Genomic DNA, 20043 nt, shown 5'->3' with positions numbered 1-20043 from the left:
TTCCACCATGCGGATGCGCAGGCTGGGAAATAGCGGATTGTTTGTGTCGGAGATGTGTTTCGGCGCCATGACCTTTGGCGGCGCCGAGGGTATCTGGGGGCAAGTCGGCAGGCTCGGGCAGGAGGAGGCCGATGGGTTGGTGAAGGCGGCCCTGGAGGCTGGCATCAACCTCTTCGATACGGCCAATGTCTATGCGAATGGGCGCAGCGAGGAAATCCTGGGGCAGTCGCTCAGGAATCTCGGCGTCGCGCGGGACGATGTGATTATCGCCAGCAAGGTTGGCTCGACGATGGGTGAAGGGCCGAACAGGCGCGGCGCGTCCCGGCGGCACATCATCAGCGAGTGCCGGGCCAGCCTCGCCCGGCTTGGCGTGGACCATATCGACCTCTACCAGATTCACGCCTTCGACCCGGCGACCCCGATGGAGGAAACGCTGGAGGCGCTCGACGCGCTCGTTCGCGCCGGCGACGTTCGCTATGTCGGACTGTCCAACTGGGCCGCCTGGCAGGTCATGAAGGCGATCGGCATAACGCGGGCGCGCACCCTTGCACCGATCGCCTCGCTGCAAGCCTATTACACGCTCGTCGGCCGCGATGCGGAACGCGAGATCGTCCCGCTGCTGACCTCGGAACAGGTCGGGCTGATGGTCTGGAGCCCGCTCGCGGGCGGCTATCTGAGCGGGAAATACTCGGCCGGGGGTAGCGGTGACGGAAGCGACGGCGAAGCGGGCCGGCAGACGACGCTGGACTTTCCGCCAATCGACCGCAGCCGTGGGGAACCGCTTATCGCCGTCCTAAGATCGGTGGGCGAAAAGCATGGCCGCCCTCCGGCGCAAATCGCCCTTGCCTGGTTGCTGAGGCAGCCAGCCGTGTCGACAATCATCCTCGGCGCGAAGCGTGTCGGGCAATTGACCGGGAACATCAAGGCGACCGAGATCGTGCTGGACGACGCCGACCTATCCGCGCTCGATGCCGTCAGCCGGCTGCCGGCCGAATATCCGGGCTGGCTGCTCAATGCCCCCGGCAGCCGCACCGCATAGACTCGGAAAAGCCTATGAGGCACCTAGTGGATGGTCGAGAGGAAGGCTTTCAGGCGCGGGCTCTGCCCTTCGCCGAAGAAGGCCTCGGGCGGGCCTTCATGCTGGATCATGCCGTCTTCCATCAGCACGATGCGGTCTGAGACCTGGCGCGCGAAACCCATCTCGTGGGTGACAATGATCATGGTCATGCCGGTCTTCGCCAACTCGCCGATCACGGCCAGCACCTCGCCCGTGGTTTCCGGGTCGAGCGCGCTGGTCGGCTCGTCGAACAGCATCAGCTCCGGATTCATCGCCAGCGCCCGGGCGATGGCGGCGCGCTGCTGCTGGCCGCCGGACAGCTTCATCGGATAGGCGTGCGCCTTCTCCGCCAGGCCGACGCGGGCCAGCAGCTCCATCGCCTTGGCGGTGGCCTGCTCGCGCGACTGGCCCAGCACCATGATCGGGGCCTCGACGATATTCTCCAGCACGGTCATGTGCCAGAACAGGTTGAACTGCTGGAACACCATGCCGATATGCCGGCGCTGGGCAACGATCTGCCGGTTGTTCAGCGCCACCAGCCTGCCGTTCTGCTCCTCATAGCCGATCAGCTGGTCACCGACATAGAGCCGGCCTTCCTGGTAGGTCTCAAGCTGGTTCACGCAGCGCAGGAATGTGCTCTTGCCGGAGCCGGACGGGCCGATGATGGAGACCACCTCGCCCTTCTCCACCGTCAGGCTGACGCCTTTCAGCACCTGGTGGCGGCCGAACCATTTATCGACCTTCTCGGCCCGGACCAGCGGTTTCGATGTACTCATGCTCTGCGATCCTCGGCGCCGGGACGGGCCAGCAGATAATAGCTGATGCTCTGCCCCCAGCCGCGCACCGGCGTATCCAGCTCATGCGCGCGCAGCTTAGTCTCGATGATGCCCTGGACAATATTCCAGATCGTCGTCAGCAGCAGGTAGTTGATCGAGACCAGGATCAGCAGCTCGAAGGTCTTGAAGGTGGCGGCCGACATGCTCTCGGTCAGCAGGAAGATTTCCTGCACGCCGATCACGCTGGCCAGCGAGGTCGTCTTCAGCATGTGGTTGAAGTCGTTGCCCAGCGGCGGAATGATCACCCGGCTGGCCTGCGGCAGCACGATGCGCCGCGTCACCATCCAGGCCCCCATGCCCAGCGATTTCGCCGCCTCGATCTGGCCGCGCGCCACGGCCTGGATGCCGTTGCGCACGATCTCCGCCATATAGGCGCCCTCATGGATGGCGAGCGCGATGACAGCGGCCTGGAAGGACGCGCCGATGGTGAAGCCCAGGATCGTGATGTCCGAAAACCGGAAGAACCCCGCCGCCGCCAGGCCGGAGAAAAAGAACACCAGCAGCACCAGCACGGGAATGCCGCGCACAAGCCAGACATAGAAGGCGCAGAGCCACGCAATCGGCTTGTAGCGCGACAGACGGCCGAACCCGACGACGATCCCGATCAACAGCCCCAGCGCCATCGCCAGGACCGCCATCGCTATGGTTCGGCCCAATGCAAGCAGATAGACGTCGCCGGGATTGATCAGCCGATCGAAAAAGAAGGACCAATCAAATCCCATCTCAGAGTTCCGAGCCCTGCATGCTCCACTTTTCGACCAGCGCCTTGTAGGTGCCGTCGGCCTTGATCGATTCCAGGCTCTTGGTGATGGCGTCGACCAGCGCCGTATCGCCCTTGCGGATGCCGATGCCGGTCAGGATCAGGCCGAACGGCTCGCCGACGACGCGGAACTCGTCCGGCTTCAGGCCGACGTAATAAGACGCCGCCGTGGTCGTGGTGCCCAGCACCTCGATCTGGCCGGTGGCGAGCTGGTGGAAGGTCTCCGTCGTGGTCGGCAGCACCACCAGATTGATTTCCGGCTTGCCGGCTGCCTTCAACTTCTCGTTCGCCTCGTTGGCGAGGTTGTGGATGGTGGTTCCGTTCGGCACGGCCATCTTCTTGCCCGACAGATCCTCCAGGCTGGTTGCCTTCAGCGGGCTGTTCTTCGCCGTCACGATGCGCTGGCCGGTGCGCGAGAACGGCACCATGTCGATGATCTCCAGCCGCTCCGGGCGGATGAACAGCTCCTGCATCAGTGCGTCGCACTGCTGCGCCTGCAGCGCCGGGATCAGGCCGACGAATTTAAGCTGCACCCAGTTCACCTTCAGGCCCATGCGGGCGGCGATCTCGGTGCCGAGTTCGACCTCGAAGCCGATCGGCTTCTGGCTCATGTCGTAATTGGCGCGCGGCGGGTTATCCAGGGTCGCGCAATAAGTGATCGTGCCCTTGGAGGCCAGCGCCGGCGGCGCGGCGACCTTGGTCTGGGCGGACGCGCCGGTGGCCACAAGCGCGCCCATCAGGCCGAGGGCGAAGGCCGCGCGGCGGCCGTGGAAGGCAAGTAAGGTCATGTCGGGTTCCCCTGCTCGATTATTGTTGGCGTATCATCTCAACACCGAAGCGATCACAGATCGAACATCGATGCCGATCATTCATGATCGAATATGTTGGATCAGTTTACAAATGCGATCAAGCATGACCGTCAGGTCATATAGACTCCGCCGGTGACGTTGATGCCCTGGCCGGTCATGAAGCGGGCCTGATCGGAGCACAGGAAGGCGACCACATCGGCCACGTCCTCCGGCTGTTCCAGCCGGCCCAGCGGCGTCTGGCCGACATAATCGGCGATCACCTGTTCCGGCGTCATGCCGCGCAGCTCGGCCTCCCACTCCACCTCGCGCGACTGCATGCCGGTCTTCACGAAGCCGGGGCAGACCGCGTTCACGCGGATGCCCTTGGGCGCCAGTTCGCGGGCCAGCGCCTGGGTCCAGCCCAGCACGGCGAATTTCGACGCGGAATAATGCGCCAGCAACGGCGCGCCCACCTTGGCCGCCAGCGAGGCGGTATTGACGATGCAGCCCTTGCCCTGGGCGCTGAAATGCCGGGCGGCGATCTGGTTGGTCAGGAATACGCCGCGGCTGTTCACCGCGAAATTGAAGTCCCAATCCTGGTCGGTCAGCTCCAGCGCCGGGCGCATGGTGGACACGCCGGCATTGGCGATCAGGATCTCGCAGCCGCCAATCCGCGTCAGCGCCTCGGTCCAGGCGGCCTCGACCGCCGCGCGTTCGCGTACGTCGATCTGCAGGCCGACGGCCCCGCCGCCCAGCGCCTCTGCCGCCAGCTTGGCGCCGTCCGCATCGAGGTCGGCGATGGCGACCCGCACCCCCTGTCGCGCCAGCGCCGTGGCGATGGCCTTGCCGATGCCCACGGCGCCGCCGGTGACGAAGGCGCGCTTGCCCTTCAATTCGGGATAGACGGGTGGCGCATCGGCCATGCGGGGCATCCTGTTCTGGTCACGGTTGAGATGGAGCTATAGCAAACAAAAACAAACATCAATGTGAAAAAATTTGTTTGATATATTCCCGGCAGGCTATAGTGGAGAGGCCATGTTGAACGACACCGACCCCTCAGATCGCACCGACCCCACCGCCCGCCGTGGCCGTTCCCGGCTGCTGACGCGCGACCGGCATGTGCGCATTCTAGGCCAGCTCTCGACCATGGGCTCGGTCAGGGTGTCGTCGCTGGCGGCCGAGCTGGACGTGTCGGACATGACCATCCGCCGCGACCTGGTGGAGCTGGAGCGCGAGGGCCGCCTGGTGCGCATCCATGGCGGCGCGCTGCCATCGGAAAGCCTGCCGCCGGTGGCCATGGACAGCGAGGAGCCCAGCTTCGAATCGCGCCTGCACCAGCGCCGCGAGGCAAAGCTGGCGATTGCCCGTCTGGCCGCCGAGATCATCTCGCGCTACCGCGCCATCGCCATCGATGTCGGCACCACCACCTATCTGCTGGCCAGCCAACTGCGCCATTTGCAGCACGCCAAGATCTTCACCAACAGCCTGCGCATCGCCACCCTGCTGGATGGCGCCGGGCCGGACGTCTATATCGCCGGCGGCCAGTTGCGCGGCGACGAGCTGTCGGTCTGCGGCCCCTCCGCCATCGCCCAGTTCGAGGCGCTGTGGTTCGACGTGGCGGTAATCGGCGTGTCCGGCGTGACGGCAGAGGGGCTGTTCGACTATTCCTTCGAGGAGGCGGACATGAAGCGCGTCTATCTGCGCCGCTCCGCCCTGAAGATAGCACTGTGCGATTCGGCCAAGTTCCAGCGCATGTCGCTGGTGAATGTAGCACCGCTGGCCGACATCGACATTCTGATCACCGACGCGGAGCCGCCCGCCAAGATCGCCGCGGTTCTGGCCGCGTCGGGCGTGGAACTGCGCGTCGCCGGTTCTTCCGCGGCGTCCTGACGCCGCATTCTCAAACGTCAGCCTTCGTTTCCTGAGGAGAGGGGTTAAATGGTTTTCGAGTGCTTCGGCAGCAAGAAGAAGGTCGTCATCTCGATGGCGCATATCGGGGCCTTGCCGGGGACGCCGCTCTACGATGCCGACGGCGGCATGGAAAAGCTGGTCGAGGGCGTTCTGGCCGATGTGGAGAAGCTGCAGGCCGGCGGTGTGGACGCCATCATGTTCGGCAACGAGAATGATCGCCCCTACGTGTTCAAGGCGTCGAACGAAGGCATCGCGGCGATGACCGCCATCGTGCAGGCGGTGAAGCCGGTGCTGAAGGTGCCGTTCGGCGTGAATTATCTATGGGACCCGCAGGCCAGCGTCGCCATCGGCGCGGTCACCGGGGCCAGCTTCGTGCGGGAGATCTTCACCGGCCTGTTCGCCTCCGACATGGGGCTGTGGGAGCCGGATTGCGCGGCGGCCTCCCGGCTGCGCCGCAATCTCGGCCGCAGCGACATGAAGATGCTGTTCAACATCAACGCCGAATTTGCCCATACGCTCGACCAGCGGCCGATCGAGCTGCGGGCCAAGAGCGCCGTCTTCTCCTCGATGGCCGACGCCATCCTGGTTTCCGGGCCGATCACCGGGCAACCGGCGGAGCAGTCGCAGTTGCGCAGCGTGTGCGAGACCATCAAGGACGTGCCGGTCTTCGCCAATACCGGCGTGAATATCGACAATATCCGCGACATCTTCTCGATGGCCAGCGGCGTGGTCATCGGCACCCATTTCAAGGTCGACGGCAATACCTGGAACGCGGTCGACGGGGCGCGGGTGAAGCGCTTCATGGACGTCGTCGAAACGCTGCGCTGACGCCATGGCCTATGTCCTCGGCCTCGATATCGGCACAACCTCCACCATCGGCATCCTGATCCGCCTGCCGGATCAGGTGCTGGGCATCGTCTCGCGCCCGGTCACCCTGCGCTCGCCGCAGGCCGGCTGGGCCGAGGAAGACCCGGCGCAATGGTGGGGCAATGTGCGCGAGATCGCGGCCGAACTGCTGGCCACCAGCGGCGTCGATGCCGGGGAGATAGCCGCCATCGGCGCCACCGGCATGCTGCCCGCCGTGGTGCTGCTGGACGAGGCGGGCGTGCTGCTGCGCCCCAGCATCCAGCAGAGCGACGGGCGCTGCGCCGCCGAGGTGACGCAGCTGCGCGCGGAATATGACGAGGCGGATTTCATCGCCAAGGCCGGCAACGGTATCAACCAGCAGCTCGTCACCGCCAAGCTGCGCTGGATAGAGACGCATGAGCCGGACGTGTTCCGGCGCATCGCCACCGTGTTCGGCAGCTACGATTACATCAACTGGCGGCTGACCGGCGTGCGCGCGGTGGAACAGAACTGGGCGCTGGAAGCCGGCTTCGTCGATATCGCCCGGCACGAGATCGATGACGACCTGGTAGCGCTGGCGCATATCCCCCGCGCCGCCGTGCCGCCGAAATCCGCCTCGCACGCGGTGATCGGCACGCTTACGGACGAGGCGGCGCGCGAGACCGGCCTGAAGCCCGGCACCCCCGTGGTGGGCGGAGCCGCGGACATGATCGCCTCCGCGCTCGCCGCCGGCGTTACCCGACCGGGCGACGTGCTGCTGAAATTCGGCGGCTCGGTCGATATTCTGGTGGCGACCGACACGGTGGCCCCCGATCCCCGCCTGTATCTCGATTATCATCTGGTGCCCGGCCTGTTCATGCCGAATGGCTGCATGGCCACCGGCGGCTCAGCCCTGAACTGGTTCGTGGAGAATTTCGCCGGCGGCCAGAAGGCGGCGGCGGATGCGGCCGGCCTGCCCCTGCACCAGCAGCTCGACCGTCTGGCGGCCCAAAAGCCGGCCGGGGCGGACGGGCTGACCATCCTGCCCTACTTCCTGGGCGAGAAGACGCCGATCCACGATCCCGCGGCGCGCGGGCTGATCGACGGGCTGACGCTTTCCCACGATATCGGCCATCTGTGGCGTGCCCTGCTGGAATCCTACGCCTTTGCGCTGGCGCATCACCTAGAGGTGCTGCGCGACATGGGCCATAAGCCGGCGCGCTATCTCGCCTCCGACGGCGGCTCGAACAGCCTAGTCTGGATGCAGATCGTCGCCGACGTGCTGCAGGCCCCGGTGCAGCGCCTGTCCGGCCACCCCGGATCGTGCATCGGCGCCGCCTGGACGGCGGCCATCGGCGTCGGGCTGACCGACGACTGGGCCGGCATCGCCCGCTTCGTCAGCTATGCCGACCGCGTGGAGCCGAACCCGGCGCATGCCGCCGCCTATGCGGCCGGCTATCGCCGCTACCGCGATCTCTACGCCAAGGTGGCGGAGCTGCCGCGATGATCGTGCAAGCCGTGGCCTGGGATATCGACGGCACCCTGCTCGACAGCGAACCCCGGCACCACCGCGCCCTGGTCGGCGCCTCGCGCCTGTGGAACGTCGATTTGAGCGATCTGCCGAACCTGCCGTTTCGCGGCGTTCATATGCAGGATGTCTGGGCCATCCTGCGTGAGCGCTACCCGGCCAGCCTGCAGTGGCACGAATGGATGGCGGCGATCAACGCCCATTATGTCGAGGATACGGCCCCCATGAACGCGATGCCGCAAGCGGTGGAGACGATCCGCGCCCTGGCGGCGCAAGGCGTGCCGCAAATCTGCGTGTCGAATTCCGGGCGGCTGATCGTCGATGCGAACATCCGCGCGCTCGGCATCGCCGACTGCCTGGTCGCCAGCATCAGCCTGGACGATGTGAGCGCCGGCAAGCCGGACCCTGCCCCCTACCGCGACGCTTGCCGGCTGCTGGGCCTGCCGCCGCGCCAGGTGGCCGCCGTGGAGGACAGCGCCACCGGCCTGGCCTCGGCCAAGATGGCCGGGCTGTACACCATCGCCTATCGCATCGAGGATGCCACCGCCGACAGGCGCATCGCCAGGCTGGACGAGGTGCTGGCGCTGTGACGCGGGTGCCCGCCCGATACGCTTTGCATCGGCGCTGACCGGGAGCCACACGACAAAACGGCTGCTTTGCTGTAAGAACATAAAAAACAGCAAGCATCTGGACGTATGAAGCAACCACGAAAGCACGGAAAGCCTCCCACGCTGGAGGATGTGGCGCAGTATGCCGGCGTGGCGAAGTCGACGATTTCGCGGGTCATGAGCAATGATCCCAGCCTGAATATCCGCCAGGACACGCGCGACCGCATTCGCCAGGCCGTCGAACACCTGCGTTACGTGCCGAACTCAAGCGCCCGCAACCTGCGCACGGCGCGTTCCTGGTCGACCGCCTTCGTGGTGCCGGAGCTGGATAACCCGATCTTCATCCAGACCATGCAGGGCGCGCAGGCGGCGCTGATCGAGCGGCATTATTCCATGCTGATCGCCCATATCGACGTGAATCGGCCGGACCGCGAATTGTACCGGCGCATGGTATCCGGCAACCGGGTCGAGGGGCTGCTGGTCAACACCATCCAGGATGCCGAGCTGCTGGCCGATCTGCGCCGGCTGAACACGCAATACATCCTGGTGAACCGCCATACCGACCAGGACGAGCATTACGTCATCCTGGACAATGAGGGCGGCGTGGGCATGGCGATGGATTACCTGGTCGCCCTGGGCCACCGGCGTATCGGCTATATTTCCGGCCCGACGCAGCAATATGCCAGCGAGCGGCGCTATGCCGGCTATCTGGCGGCGCTGGAGGCGCACAATATCGCTTATGATCCCGGGATCTTCGGCGTCTGCCAATATGACCGCGACGGCGCCGAGGCGGAGGCGCACCGCATGCTGGCACAGCCCGACCGGCCGACCGCGATTGTCGCCAGCAATCTGGTGATCGCCTCGGGCATCACCACGGCAGCGAACGCGCTGGGCCTCGGCGTGCCGGAGAAGCTGTCGATCGTCGCGCTGAATGACGGCCCGTCCGCCGTCATGATGACGCCGCAGATCACCGCCGTGCGCTTCCCGCTGTTCGAACTGGGCTGGACCGCCGCCACCGAGCTGATCTCGCTGATCGAGGGCAAGGTGGCGGAGCCGATCCGCCGGGTGCTGCCGGCCGAGAAGATCGTCATCCGCCAGTCGACGGCGCCCGCCCCGCAAACGCGCCGGCGCAAGGCGGGCTGAGCCGCCCGGCGACCGGCTTTCAGGCGCGGCGTTCGAGCGGCTCCAGCACGGATTCGTAACCGCTCAGCTCCTCCAGCGGGATGTGGCAGAGGATTTCGTGCCCCTCCGCCGAGCTGCGCGCCGGCGGCGTCACCGTCTCGCAGATGCCGCCCAGCTTGCGCGGGCAGCGGTCCTGGAACCGGCAACCGACGATCTGCTCCGTGCTGCCGGTCACCGATCCGGCCAGGCGGATGCGCTCGCGCTGTCGCGCGCCCTTCTCGATGAAGGGCACGGCGGACAGCAGGGCCTCGGTATAAGGGTGATAAGGCGGCTGCAGGATGCGCTCCGTCGGCCCCAGCTCGACGATGCCGCCGCGATACATCACGCAGATGCGGTCGGCGATGTGGCTGATCACCGACAGATCGTGCGAGATGAACAGATAGGCCACGTTCAACTCGTCGCGAAGATCGGCCAGCAGGTTCAGGATCGAGGCCTGCACCGATACGTCGAGCGCCGAGACGGCTTCGTCGCAGACGATGAATTTCGGCTTGCTGGCCAGGGCCCGCGCGATGCCGACGCGCTGCTTCTCGCCGCCGCTCATCTGGTGCGGGTAGCGGCTGGCATAACGCGGCGACAGGCGCACCATGTCTAGCAGCTCATCGACTTTCCGGTCGACCTCCGCGCCCTCGGCGATGCCGAACAGGCGGATCGGCCGGGCCAGGATCTCGCGCACCGTCTTGCGCGGGTTGAGCGACGAATCCGGGTTCTGGAAGATGATCTGCGCTTCCTGCATCAGCGCACGATGGCGCCCCGGGGAGGCCGACAGAATATCCTCGCCGCGCAGCAGCACCTCGCCGCCCTGCGGCTCGATCAGCCGGATCAGGCAGCGCCCGAAGGTCGACTTGCCGCAGCCGCTCTCGCCCACCAGGCCGACGGTCTCGCCCTGGCGGATCGACAGGGTGACCCGGTCGACCGCGCGCAGCGACACCGGCTCGTAGCGCAAGGGGAAGCCACCGCCGCTGGCGTCGAACTTCAGCGCCGGCAGGCCGCTGACGACAGTGAACCGCTTCACCACGTCCCGGGCTTCCAGCAGCATCTCGCCGCCCGGCTGATGTTCGCGCGTGGAATGGGCGGCGACGCCGCCTTCGGCATCATCGGCGCGCCAGGGCACATCGGCCAACTCCAGGGACCGCCAGCAGCGGCTGACATGATCCGCACCGACCGCCTGCAAGGGCTGCGGCTGGCCGCAGCCCTTGCAGGCGAAGGGGCAGCGCGCCTCGAAGATGCAGCCGGGGATGGTCTGCGACAAATCCGGCAGGCGGCCGGGAATCGGGAACAGCCGGTCGCGCCGGTCGGTCAGCTTCGGCAGCGAGGCGAGCAGCCCCTTGGTGTAGGGGTGGCGATGCCCCGGCCCCAGCACGGTCTCCTTCGGCCCATACTCCACCACGTCGCCGGCATAGAGCACACAGACCTCGTCCGCCAACCGCGCGATGACGCCCAGATTGTGGCTGATGAACATCATCGACAGGTTGCGCTTAACCCGCAGCGCTTCCAGCAGATCCAGGATCTGCGCCTCGATGGTCACGTCCAGCGCCGTGGTCGGCTCGTCCAGGATCATCAGCTCAGGGTCGCAGGCCAGCGCGGTGGCGATCAGCGCGCGCTGCTTCATGCCGCCGGATAGCTGGTGCGGATAAGCCTTGGCGGTGCGCGCGGGGTCGGTGATGCCGACCTCGCGCAGCAGGTTTTCGGCCTCCTGCAGCGCCGCCTTCTCCTCCATCCCCTTGTGCAGGATCAGCGGTTCGGCGATCTGCCGGCCCACCTGGATCGACGGATTCAGGGAGGTGAAGGGATCCTGGAAGACGATGCTGATCTCCCGCCCGCGCAGGGCGCGGCGTTCCTCCGGCGATTTGGCGTAGATGTCCTGGCCCTTGAACAGCACCTGGCCGGACGGTTTCGCCCCGCCGGGCAGCAGCCCCAGCACCGCCATCGCCGCCGTGCTCTTGCCCGAGCCGGATTCGCCGACGATGCCCAGCACCTTGCCGCGTTCGATGCGGAAGCTGATGTCGTTCAGCGCCCGCGAGGACCGCCCGCCGCCCTCATAGGCGACGGTCAGGTTTTTGACGTCGAGAATAGCCTCGCTCATAGCCGGTCCCGTTTCATGCGTGGATCGAGAATTTCGCGCAGCCCGTCGCCGAGCAGGTTGATGGCGATAACGGTGATGACCAGCGCGATGCCCGGCGCGACGGCGATCCAGGGCGCCTGGTGAATGAAGGGCCGCGCCTCGGCGATCATCAGCCCCCAGTCGGAGGCCGGCGGCTGCACGCCCAGGCCGAGGAAGCTGAGGGCCGCCCCCAGCATGATCGCGAAGGTGACGCGCAGCGCCGTCTCCACGATGATCGGCGGCCAGGCGTTCGGCAGGATTTCCGAGAACAGGATGTACCAGCCGCGCTCGCCGCGGGCCTTGGCGGCCTCGACGAATTCCTCGCCCATCACCTCCAGGCACACGCTGCGGGTCAGCCGCACCATGATCGGCACGTAGATGACGCCGACCGCCAGCGCGCTTTTCCACACGCTGGGGGTGGTAACCGCCAGGATCAGCAGCCCCAGCATGATCGGCGGAATGGAGATCAGCACATCGACGCCGCGCATGATCGCCTCTTCCGGCCAACCCCGGTAATAGCCGGCGATCAGCCCCAGCGGCACGCCGATGGCGAGGCTGATCATGGTCGCCCCGATGCCCATGGCGATGGACAGGCGGGCGCCGTACAGCACCCGGCTGAACACATCGCGGCCGAACTCGTCGGTGCCGAACCAATGCACCGCGCTGGGCGCCTGCATGCGCTTGAGGATGTTCATCTGGTCATAGTCGAACGGCGCCAGAAACGGCCCCGCCACCGCGATGAACAGGACGAACGCGAAGATACCGGCCCCCCATACCAGGGAAGCAGGCAGCGGCCGCCGGCGCGGCGCGCTAGCCATTGACGGAAGAGCCATAGCGAATCCTCGGATTGAGGAAAGTGTACAGGATGTCGGCGAGCAGATTCGCCACGGCATAGACGATGGTGACCACGATCAGGCAGGCCTGGATCAGCGGCACGTCCATCTGCTGGATCGCGAAGATCAGCAGCCGGCCGAGGCCGGGATAGGAGAAGATCGTCTCCACCACCACGATCCCGCCCATCAGCACGCCGACATCAATGGCCAGCACCGTGATGGTCGGCAGCAGGGCGTTGCGCAGCGCGTGGCGGCGGATCACCAGCCCTTCCGGCACGCCCTTGGCGCGCGCGGCCAGCACATACTGGCTGTGCATCACCTCCAGCATGCTGGAGCGGGTCAGGCGCGAGACATGCGCCATCAGCCCCATCACCAGCGCCACAACCGGCAGGATCAGGTGCTGCGCCCAGACGAAGAAGCCTTCGCTGAGCGAGGTGTAGCCGGTGGCCGGGAACCAGCCCAGATAGCCGACGAACAGGATGATCAGCAGCACGCACCAGAAGAATTCCGGCACCGCCAGCGTGACATAGGTGGCCAGCGAGACGATATGGTCGCCCGCCTTGCCGTGATGGATCGCCGAATAGACGCCAAGCCAGATGCCGACCAGCGCCACCAGGCCGATGGAGGACAGCGCCAGGATGGCCGAATTGCCGATGGCGTCGAACAGGATCGGCGCAATCGGCCGCTCCATGATCAGCGAATCGCCAAGATCGAACTGCAACAGCCCCTGCGCCCAGCGCCAATATTGCACATGGATAGGGTCATGCAGGCCGAGCTTTTGCTCCAGCGCCAGGATCTGATCCATGCCCGCGAAATCGCCCAGGATCATATAGGCGACGTTGCCCGGCATGATCTGGGTGATCCAGAAGATCAGAACCGACATCACCGCCACGATGACGAAGATGTAGAGCAGCCTCTGTAACAGGTAACCGAACATAGCCCCTCCAATCCGCGGCCGCGGAGACGGGTCGTCAATGAGCGCGGCATCCCTTCCCCCGTCGAAAGGGGGAAGGGAGCGTTATCCGGCCGTATGCGCGCTTACTCGAAATGCGCGGTGCGCAGATCCATCCAGAGGTAGGGATGGGTCGTGTAGCCCTTAAGCTTGTCCTTATAGGCCGTCACGAAATTCTGCGAGTACATGACCACGCCGGGCACTTCCTCGACCACCACCTTCTGGAATTCGGTATAGAGCTTCTTCTGCTCTTCCGGGTCCACGGTGCCGCGCGCCTTGTCCAGGATCGCGTCCATCCGCTCGCTCTTATAGTGCCACATGCGGGTGTTCCAGGAACCCTGGCTGTGGAACCACGGATAGGTCGAGGTATCCAGCGTCGGACGGGCGAAATAGCCATCCATGTAGAACGGCACCTTGCCGGAGATGGTCGCGCCCCACCGGTTGTACGGGATGCGCTCGACCTGGGCGTCGATGCCCACATTCTTCAGCATCTGCTGCAAGGCCACGGCGGACCGCTCGCGCGTCGGGCGGCCGGCGGGCGCGTGGATGGTGATCTTGAAGCCCTTCGGATAGCCGGCCTCGGCCAGCAGCTTCTTGGCGCCGGCGATGTCCGGCTCGAAGCTGATATCCTTGTTGAAGAAGGGATGCGTCGGCGGGATCGGCGAATGGGTCGGCGCGCCATGGCCGAACACCGCGAACTCCACCAGCTGGCGCTTGTCGATGGCCTTGTAGACCGCCTGGCGCACGCGCATGTCGTTGAACGGCGGGATCGAGTTGTTCAGCACGAAGCCGTCCCAGGTCGCCGTCGGCTTCTGGTCGACGGTGATTCCCTTGGTGTCCTTGAACTGTTCGATAGCTTCGAGCGGCAGGTTCCACACCAGATCGACGTCGCCGGCCTGCAGCGCCGCGATCTTCACCGCGTCTTCCGGCATGATGCGCAGGGTGATCCGGTCGAGCTTCGGCAGGCCCTTTTCGAAATAGTCCGGGTTCTTCTCCAGCACGACCTTGTCGCCCGGCTGGTAGGAGACAAACTTGAACGGCCCGGTGCCGATCGGCTCGTTGGTCAACTGCTCCAGCGTGCGGTCGCTCGGCACCATCTTCAACTGGCGCTCGATCATCAGCTCGGCCCAGCCGCCATAGGGCTCTGTCAGGGTGAAGCGCACGGTATAGTCGTCCGGCGCTTCCATCTTGGCGATCAGGTCGGTGTGCGACTTGGCGCGGGAGGCGACTTCCTTGCTGCCGATCAGCTCGAAGGTCTTGATGACGTCCTCGGCCTTGAACTCCTTGCCGTGATGGAACTTCACGCCCTTACGCAGCTTGAAGGTCCAGACGGTGGCGTCCTCGTTCGATTCCCAGCTCTCGGCCAGGTCAGGTTCGAATTTCAGGTCCGGGGTGATGCGAACCAGGCCGTTATAGACCAGCACGGCGATGTTGTATTCCTCGCCGATGGTGGCCTTGGCCGGCCACAGATTATTCGGGTTGGCGTTGATCGTGGCGACCAGGCTGTTCTGGGCCAGGACCGTCGGCGCAGCGCCGCCCATAAGGGCGACGGAAAGCGCCGCCGTGAGAAAGAGTTTACGCATTACTGCCTCCTAAAGCGTTTAAGCTGTTGTTTTTATTATTATTTCCCTGTACGAGCCGATATGGCCGTTACTTGGTGGCGTCAGGCGCTACCGCGCGCCCTACATAGAGATCGAGGAAGGGGACATAGGTCTCCCAAAGAAACCGGAGCTGCCCGAGCGCGTCCCGGTCGTAATCGACCCTGAGATCGACGAGCGGGAAGGATTGCTCGTGCACGACCAGCAGGGCGGCGGATTTCTCCTGTCGGAACTCCCCGCCTTCCGCCTTACCCGCCTCGATGGCGGTCATCAGCCGTTCGGCCAGATGATCGTCGGGACGGGCCTGGAAAGCGCCAATCATCGCATCGGTGACCGACGGCTTGCGGATGATGTTGCCGATGGCGACACAGCCATCGCCCTCGGATGCGTTGTGGACCGAGTGGATCTTGTCGCCGTGATACCAGGCGGTGCGTCCCTCCCGGTCGATCACCGCGAGCTGGCGGTGGCCGATGCTCTCGTCCGCCGAGGTCAGCGCGAAGACGACCTCCGAGGCGCTCTTGCCGCGTTCCAGCAGCGCCAGGCCGCGCGGCCCGAGGCGTGGGTCGGTGCGATGCTGCGTCAGCACCGCGCCAACGCCGGCCTGGGCGAAGGAACAGCGGCTGCCCACCGCGATCGACGAGGTGGTGATGGCGACGCCGAACATGCCGGTTCGTCGGCACATGCCCGCGATGGAATAAGTCATCGCCCGTTCCCCCCTAGGCCGACAGATAGTCGAAAGCGGCCAGCGCGTGGGTTTTCACCACATGCAGGAAATCGGCGATGGCCACGCTTTCATCGGCCATGCTCATATTCCCCGGCGGCACGCCATACACGTAAGCCGGCACGCCATGGTAGCGAAAATGTTTGCAGTCGGTCGCGCCAAGGCTGCAGATCACTTCCGGGCGCGGGCGGCCCAGCTCGCTCGCCGCCTGCTGCACAAGGGCGATCATTTCGTGCGTCGGGTCGCTGTGCGAGGTCGGATTGCTGGCCGCCTCCTGCACCGCGACACTGGCTTCCGGGAAATCGGCCAGGATGGTTTCGATCTCCGCCATCACCGTCTCGCGGGTGGTGCCGACCGGCAGGCGGATATCCGCCTCCATCACGCAGGTGCCGGGCAGCATGTTCACCTTCAGCCCGCCGCGCAGCACCCCGTAATTCACCGTCACCTTGTTGATGATGGTCGAAGTGCCCTCGCCCATCGCCTGGTCGGCAGCGGCCAGGGATTCCGGCCGGTTCACCACCGCCGCCACCGATTCCGGCATGGCGGGCGGAATATCGACCAGCTTATCCAGCCGGTCCATCAGATGGCCGGCGATGCGGTTGGCGTTCTTGCTGCGGTGGGTATAGGCGCCGTGCGCGCCCGGCGTGCGGATGGTGAAGGTCAGCCGCAGCGTGCCCTTCTCGGCGAAGCGGACCGCGCAGGGGTCGCTCGGCTCGCCATTCAGCACGCAATCGCCCTTCGCCTCGTCGGCATGGTTCTCCAGCAGATAGCGCGTGCCCCACTTGCCGCCAGTCTCCTCGTCGGAAACGGCGGTCAGCGTCAGCTTGCCCTTCAGATGCTCGCGGAACCGGTAGAGATAGGCATAGGTCATGATCGAGGCAGTAGTGCCCGCCTTCATGTCGGTCGCGCCGCGGCCCCAGACACGGCCATCGACGATCTTGCCGCTCCACGGATCATGCTGCCAGTCGGCCGGGTCGCCGGCCGGGAACACGTCGATATGGCCGTTCAGTACCAGATGCTTGCCTGCCCCGGCCGCCTCGAAGGTGCCCAGGATATTGGGCATCTCCGGCTGCGGGTCGACGATACGGAACGGCACCTGCTCGGCCTTCAGGAAGTCGGCGACGAAAGCCGTCGCCTCGCGCGTGTCGCCCGGCGGATTGGCCGAGGGCTTGGCGAGAAACTCGCTGAGGAACCGCACCATGCGCTCGGCATCGCGATCCAGCAGCTCGATCAATTGTTGGCGCGGCGTGGTCATCTCTCCGCCCTCCCCTCAGCGCCCGGCATAGGCGCAGATGGCCTGCGCGAGCTGGTCGAGATGGCCGCGGATTTCGGCGAAGCGCGGGCTGCGGATGAATTTCCGCTCGTCCATATAGATGCCGCGCTTGATCTCAATCTGCAGGCTGTGGATGCCGTTCGCCGGGTCGGCATGCTTATGGATCGATTCCGCGCCGGCATAATGCTTGTTCACGGTCACCTGATGACCGAAGCCGCGCAGCGTCTCCACCACCAGCTCGACGAATTCCGGCTTGCAGGTCTTGCCGTTGCCGTCGCCGATGTCGAACTCGGAACGTTCGGAACCGTGGTCGATGGTCGCGTGGCCGCCGATGGACGCCATCGAATGGCAGCTCACGTGATAGGCCACGCCCTTCGCGGCGCGGTGCCGCTTCAGAATGTCCGACAGCTCGTTATGGTACGGCCAGTAATAGGCGTCGAGCCGGTGCTGAACATCCTCGACCGCCAGCTTCGAGCTATAAAGCGGCAGGTCGCCGGTGCGGCAGACGCTGTGGATCAGGCCGATGCCCAGCTCCGACTTGCGGGTCGGCTTCAGCGGCTCCGGCCACTCGCCGTCGATCAGCTTGGGGTCGATATCGAGCTGGTGGCGGTTGGCGTCGATGTAGGAATTCGGGAATTCGGCGAACAGCCAGTTGGCCCCGGCGGCCGGCGCGCCGCCATACAGCTCCTCGACATACATCGACACGCCGCGCTGCACATCGACGAACTGGGCATCGGGCTGGAAGTCGCGCGGATAGGTGAAGCCGCTGCGCGGAATGTCGAACACCACCGGGGCGGCGTTCACCCCCGGATCGCGCCGCACCAGCACATTGGGAATCGAGCGCCCGATCTCGCCCGTCAAGGCCAACGCTGCTTTCGACATGGAACCCCTGTTTGCGAATTTAGGAAAACGATTTACTTTCGGCGTATGATTTTCGAAACTGACACCGGAGTCAATCGTCGTCGGTCATAAATTTTTCATCTCGACTGTCGACCGCGACAGCCGCGCCGGAAAAATGTCGGGCGCGGCATCGACGGCCGAATGTCGAAGATCGATCAGTTTTTGCCAAAAAGCAAACGATTTACTAAAGATTTCTAACAAGGAGATTACAATGGGCTGGGATGCGCTTTGGACCAATGTGAAGCTGGCGACGATGGCGGAGGCCGGTTATGGCGCGATCCGCGACGGTGCCATAGCCGTCGCCGATGGCCGCATCGCCTGGATCGGCCAGCGCGGCGATTTGCCGGCGCCGTTGGCGCGCACGGTGCGGGTGTTGCACGATGCCGGCGGGTTGTGGCTGACGCCGGGGCTGATCGATTCGCACACCCATATCGTCTTCGCCGGCAACCGGGCGATGGATTTCGAGATGCGGCTGAACGGCGCGGACCGTGCGGCGATCTATGCGGCCGGCGGCGGCATCCCCTCCACCGTGCTGAAGACCCGCGCCGCCAGCTTCGAGACGCTGCTGGCCGAGGCCCTGCCCCGGATCGACAGCTTGCAGGCCGAAGGCGTGACCACGGTGGAGATCAAATCCGGATACGGGCTGGACATGGAGACCGAGCTGCGGCAGCTGCGCGTCGCCCGGCGCATCGGCGAGACGCGGCCGCTCAGCGTCGTCACCTCCTTCCTCGGCACTCACGGCATGCCGCCGGGCTGGGCGGGCACGCAGGATTCCTACATCGATTTCGTCTGCGCCGAATCCTTGCCCGAGGCGGTGCGCCAGGGGCTGGTCGACATTGTCGATGGCGGGCTGGAGAAGCTGGCCTTCGACCATGCCCAGATGCGCCGCGTCTGGGACGTGGCCCAGCGCCTCGGCAAGCCGATCAAGGCGCATACCGACCAATATTCCGACGCCGGCGGCGGCAAGGTGGTGGCGGAGGTCGGCGGCCTGTCGGCCGATCACCTGGAATGCGTGTCGCGCCCCAGCGTCGACGCGATGGCCCGCGCCGGTACGGTGGCGACGGTGCTGCCGGGGGCGAACTACACGCTGCGCGACGAGAACAAGCCGCCGATCGGCTGGTTCCGCGAGCTGGGCGTGCCGATGGCGCTGTCGACCAACTGCAATCCCGGCAGCTCGCCCACCGCCTCGCCGCTCTTGATGATGAACATGGCCTGCACCCTATTCATGATGACGCCGGAGGAAGCGCTGGCCGGCTTCACCCGCAACGCCGCCAGGGCGCTGGGCCTTCAGGACAGCCACGGCACGCTGGAGGTCGGCAAGGCCGCCGACTTCGCCCTGTGGCGCGTCGGCGACCTGGCCGAACTGTCCTACTGGCTGCAGACCGGCCGGCTCTGCGCCGGCATCGTGAAAGGCGGCCGGTCGGTGCCGTTTCAGCCGGCCATCAGATAATCATAGGCCGACAGGACATGGGTGCGGACGATGTGCAGGAATTCCTCGATCTCCACATGCTCGCCGCGCCGCCCCATGGTCTTCGGCGACGGGCCGTACAGATAGGCGTTCACCCCGGCCCAGCGCCAGTAGCGACCGTCCGAGCCGCCCAGCGAGACAATGGCCGGCGGGCGGATGCCGATCAGCTGCTCGACATTGTTGCGCAGGATGGAGACCATCTCGCCTTCCGGGTCGCACACGCTGGAGGGGTAGCTGTGATAGACATGCTCCTCCATCGTGACCTGCGGATAGCGCTTCAGGATATCCTCGATGGCGGCGTAGATGCGCACCTTGTCGATGCCGACCGGCATGCGGATATCGACCTGCATCTCGCATAGATCGGGCAGCACATTCACCTTCACGCCGCCCTTCAGCACGCCGACATTGACCGTGACCTTGGTCGCCACCTTCGACGCCCCCTCGCCCAGGCTGGCATCGAACGCCGCAATCACGTCCGGCTGCTCCAGCGCCGCGCGGATATGGGCGGGAACGTCCGGCTCCAACGCTTCCAGCGCCTCAAGATCGACCGCCAGATGGGCCATGATCTTAGTCGCACTCTCGCTCAGATGCGGATAGGCCCCGTGCGCACCCGCCGTCTTGGCGGTGAAAGTCAGACGCAGCGTGCCCTTCTCGCCGAAGCGGATGGTGTGTACGCCGCTGGGCTCGCCATTCAGGCAGCAA

At 65.5% G+C, this 20043-nt stretch carries 19 protein-coding genes; 7 read left to right on the top strand and 12 right to left on the bottom strand.

The annotated features are described in order from the left end of the window. Window positions 1-7 precede the first annotated feature (7 nt). A complete protein-coding gene (locus AUP43_RS07810) occupies window positions 8-1039 on the top strand; it encodes an aldo/keto reductase (protein WP_067554771.1) in 1032 nt (343 codons plus the stop codon). 23 nt (window positions 1040-1062) lie between these two features. Here AUP43_RS07810 and AUP43_RS07805 read toward each other — a convergent pair whose 3' ends face one another. From AUP43_RS07805 to AUP43_RS07790, 4 genes are all read right to left on the bottom strand, one after another. Beyond that, complete coding sequence (locus AUP43_RS07805; protein ID WP_067554768.1) at window positions 1063-1833, bottom strand: amino acid ABC transporter ATP-binding protein; 771 nt, start codon at window positions 1831-1833, stop codon at window positions 1063-1065. After that, the gene (locus AUP43_RS07800) at window positions 1830-2615 is read right to left on the bottom strand and encodes an amino acid ABC transporter permease (protein ID WP_067554765.1); all 786 of its coding nucleotides are present in this window, start codon (window positions 2613-2615) and stop codon (window positions 1830-1832) included. The genes AUP43_RS07805 and AUP43_RS07800 overlap by 4 nt, the downstream gene beginning before the upstream one ends. Window position 2616: 1 nt before the next feature. Continuing rightward, complete coding sequence (locus AUP43_RS07795; RefSeq protein WP_067554762.1) at window positions 2617-3441, bottom strand: ABC transporter substrate-binding protein; 825 nt, start codon at window positions 3439-3441, stop codon at window positions 2617-2619. 131 nt (window positions 3442-3572) lie between these two features. Beyond that, window positions 3573-4364 (bottom strand): SDR family NAD(P)-dependent oxidoreductase, encoded by a 792-nt coding sequence (locus tag AUP43_RS07790; RefSeq protein WP_198154848.1) that lies wholly within the window; start codon window positions 4362-4364, stop codon window positions 3573-3575. 112 nt (window positions 4365-4476) lie between these two features. Between AUP43_RS07790 and AUP43_RS07785 the strand changes: the two genes are divergently transcribed. The 5 genes from AUP43_RS07785 (at window position 4477) to AUP43_RS07765 (ending at window position 9456) form a co-directional block, all read left to right on the top strand. Beyond that, on the top strand, window positions 4477-5331 hold the full coding sequence (locus AUP43_RS07785; RefSeq protein ID WP_067554756.1) for a DeoR/GlpR family DNA-binding transcription regulator: 855 nt from the start codon (window positions 4477-4479) through the stop codon (window positions 5329-5331). A 48-nt stretch (window positions 5332-5379) separates the two neighbouring features. Then, a complete protein-coding gene (locus AUP43_RS07780; protein ID WP_067554754.1) occupies window positions 5380-6180 on the top strand; it encodes a BtpA/SgcQ family protein in 801 nt (266 codons plus the stop codon). Window positions 6181-6184: 4 nt separating this feature from the next. Further along, window positions 6185-7684 carry an FGGY-family carbohydrate kinase gene (locus tag AUP43_RS07775; protein ID WP_067554751.1) on the top strand — a complete coding sequence of 500 codons (1500 nt, stop codon included), beginning with the start codon at window positions 6185-6187 and terminating at the stop codon, window positions 7682-7684. Further along, window positions 7681-8295 (top strand): HAD family hydrolase, encoded by a 615-nt coding sequence (locus AUP43_RS07770; protein WP_067554748.1) that lies wholly within the window; start codon window positions 7681-7683, stop codon window positions 8293-8295. The genes AUP43_RS07775 and AUP43_RS07770 overlap by 4 nt, the downstream gene beginning before the upstream one ends. A gap of 105 nt (window positions 8296-8400) precedes the next feature. Beyond that, on the top strand, window positions 8401-9456 hold the full coding sequence (locus AUP43_RS07765) for a LacI family DNA-binding transcriptional regulator (RefSeq protein ID WP_084462643.1): 1056 nt from the start codon (window positions 8401-8403) through the stop codon (window positions 9454-9456). A gap of 19 nt (window positions 9457-9475) precedes the next feature. On the opposite strand, the gene AUP43_RS07760 is transcribed toward AUP43_RS07765, so the two are convergent. The 7 genes from AUP43_RS07760 to AUP43_RS07730 all read right to left on the bottom strand — a co-directional run bounded on the left by AUP43_RS07760 (window position 9476) and on the right by AUP43_RS07730 (window position 17855). Continuing rightward, window positions 9476-11578, bottom strand: a complete 2103-nt coding sequence (locus tag AUP43_RS07760) for a dipeptide ABC transporter ATP-binding protein (protein ID WP_067554740.1) — start codon at window positions 11576-11578, stop codon at window positions 9476-9478. Further along, the gene (locus AUP43_RS07755) at window positions 11575-12414 is read right to left on the bottom strand and encodes an ABC transporter permease (RefSeq protein WP_232314915.1); all 840 of its coding nucleotides are present in this window, start codon (window positions 12412-12414) and stop codon (window positions 11575-11577) included. The genes AUP43_RS07760 and AUP43_RS07755 overlap by 4 nt, the downstream gene beginning before the upstream one ends. Next, entirely contained in the window at window positions 12407-13366 is a 960-nt protein-coding gene (locus AUP43_RS07750) for an ABC transporter permease (protein ID WP_067554734.1), read from the bottom strand. The genes AUP43_RS07755 and AUP43_RS07750 overlap by 8 nt, the downstream gene beginning before the upstream one ends. Before the next feature lie 101 nt (window positions 13367-13467). Then, a complete protein-coding gene (locus AUP43_RS07745) occupies window positions 13468-14964 on the bottom strand; it encodes an ABC transporter substrate-binding protein (RefSeq protein ID WP_084462642.1) in 1497 nt (498 codons plus the stop codon). Window positions 14965-15031: 67 nt separating this feature from the next. Beyond that, a complete protein-coding gene (locus AUP43_RS07740; protein WP_067554728.1) occupies window positions 15032-15682 on the bottom strand; it encodes a DUF1028 domain-containing protein in 651 nt (216 codons plus the stop codon). Window positions 15683-15695: 13 nt separating this feature from the next. Further along, complete coding sequence (locus AUP43_RS07735) at window positions 15696-16955, bottom strand: M20/M25/M40 family metallo-hydrolase (RefSeq protein WP_157089272.1); 1260 nt, start codon at window positions 16953-16955, stop codon at window positions 15696-15698. A 15-nt stretch (window positions 16956-16970) separates the two neighbouring features. Beyond that, window positions 16971-17855 carry an N-formylglutamate amidohydrolase gene (locus AUP43_RS07730; RefSeq protein ID WP_084462641.1) on the bottom strand — a complete coding sequence of 295 codons (885 nt, stop codon included), beginning with the start codon at window positions 17853-17855 and terminating at the stop codon, window positions 16971-16973. 229 nt (window positions 17856-18084) lie between these two features. On the opposite strand from AUP43_RS07730, the gene hutI reads away from it, so the two are divergent. Then, window positions 18085-19323, top strand: coding sequence for an imidazolonepropionase (hutI, locus tag AUP43_RS07725; protein WP_067554721.1), 1239 nt, complete (start codon window positions 18085-18087; stop codon window positions 19321-19323). Here hutI and AUP43_RS07720 read toward each other — a convergent pair. Next, on the bottom strand, window positions 19305-20043 hold a 739-nt coding region (locus AUP43_RS07720; protein WP_157089271.1), incomplete at its 5' end, for a M20/M25/M40 family metallo-hydrolase. The genes hutI and AUP43_RS07720 overlap by 19 nt on opposite strands.

Origin of the sequence: Oceanibaculum pacificum (assembly GCF_001618175.1) — a bacterium.
In the GTDB taxonomy this organism is placed as follows: Bacteria; Pseudomonadota; Alphaproteobacteria; order Oceanibaculales; family Oceanibaculaceae; genus Oceanibaculum; species Oceanibaculum pacificum.
This window is presented reverse-complemented; position numbering and strand designations above follow the sequence as displayed.